This window comes from Ruegeria lacuscaerulensis (assembly GCF_013031245.1).
Taxonomy (GTDB): domain Bacteria; phylum Pseudomonadota; class Alphaproteobacteria; order Rhodobacterales; family Rhodobacteraceae; genus Ruegeria; species Ruegeria lacuscaerulensis_C.
The window spans coordinates 1-1472 of the sequence record NZ_WPZL01000095.1 but is presented as its reverse complement, the minus strand read 5'-3'; the positions used below and the strand labels follow the sequence as shown (position 1 = coordinate 1472).

2 protein-coding genes are annotated in these 1472 nt (G+C 52.7%); both read left to right on the top strand.

What is annotated here, in order from left to right; genetic code table 11:
• Positions 1–938, top strand: a 938-nt coding sequence (locus GOX66_RS25455) for a type IV secretory system conjugative DNA transfer family protein (RefSeq protein WP_174822848.1), incomplete at its 5' end; no start/stop codon positions are given.
• Positions 939–1036: 98 nt separating this feature from the next.
• On the top strand, positions 1037–1291 hold the full coding sequence (locus tag GOX66_RS25450) for a hypothetical protein (RefSeq protein WP_170766702.1): 255 nt from the start codon (positions 1037–1039) through the stop codon (positions 1289–1291).
• The last annotated feature ends 181 nt before the right edge of the window (positions 1292–1472 follow it).

Below are 1472 nucleotides of genomic sequence, written 5' to 3'. Positions count from 1 at the left end.
CAACGATTTCGGTTATGTTGAACTCCGGCCTTCAGCTCTGGCGCAACCCGTCTGTAGCCAGAGCCACCCAAGGCAATGACATCAACTTTGAGAATCTGCGTCGGCGCCCCACCTCGATCTACTTTTCGGTGTCTGGGAAAAAGGTCAAAGAGTTCCGGACACTCATTCGCCTGTTCTTCCTCGATTTGGTGAACACCATCGAAACCGTTGAGCCGGGTGACGATGAACCGTTCAAGGTTCTGATCCTGCTAGATGAGTTCCAGCGCCTTGGCCATCTGGAACGCGTAGTGGAAGCCTATGACACCATGCGATCGTTTGGCGGCAGGCTTGTGGTGATTTCTCAAACGCTGTCACGTCTTCAGGACATTTATGGGCACGAGGGCGTGCGGGCGATGCTGGCAAACGCCGGAACGCAGATGTTTGCGGCCTCCGAGGACTCTGAGGTGCGTGAACATGTGTCCAGGTCCATCGGTGACAAAACCGTCATGAGCAAATCAAAGTCACGGGCGCTGGGTAAAATGGAAATGGGCAGCATATCAGAGCGTGAAGAAGGCATTCGCCTGCTCAGGCCGGAACATGTTGGCCGACTGCCTGAAAATGAGGTTGTGCTGATCCGCGAAGGCAAGATGCCGGTGATTGCAAATAAGATCCGGTACTTTGAAGATCCCTATTTCATGCAGTTCCTTGGGGGTGACACTCCGAAGATCAAAGGCACACACCTCGATCTGGCTGTAGAGCAGGCCAGAGACACGGCAAAGGCTCTGGCTGATGCGAAACCGGCCCCTGCCCCGGTGAAAGAAGTTTCGGAAAAAGACAAGGAACTTCAGACGGCATTTGATGCGCAGCGCACCGTTGCAAAACGCAAAAGCCGGTCCGCAAAAGAACTGGCGATGGAGAAGATGAGGACTACGCGACCAGGAAGCAGCGCCCCCGCTTGAAGGAAAATGGACAGAGCCTGTTAATCCCGGACCCTGCAGCCTAAATACGGGTTTGAAGGAAACGCTTAATCGGCGCAAAAGCAAAAAAGGTGTAAATAATGGATAAGTTCGAGCTGGAAAAACAGGCGGATAGGCTGCGAAATGCCATTGATATGATCGAAGGGGCGAAGGACGACAAAGAGAAATCACAGGGGCGAGCGCTGATATCGAAAGTTGGCTTGGAGATCGCAAAATCTGAAGATGGAGTGCCTGGGATGCACAAAGTGGTTGAACAGCTCGATCCCGACTATTGGCAAATGGTGGGTCTTCAGTGGTTTGGGATTGCGGACGACAAAGACAATATATGGCAGTGAAACCGCACTAAATCTGTAGAGACGGAAAGCCGCCATCTGGCGGCTTTTTTAGACTTGCTTTAGAGAGCTCGGAATTTATTGGGTTTCGTATTAGAGGCTGTGTCCGTCATCCTCATGGACGTAGGTGGCCTGTTCGCGGGTATGGGCGATCTCCTGCACCACGGCGGCAATCTTGCTGGAT

Coding starts and splice junctions, on each gene's coding strand:
- GOX66_RS25450 (WP_170766702.1), top strand. CDS start 1,037: ATGGATAAGTTCGAGCTGGAAAAACAGGCGGATAGGCTGCGAAATGCC.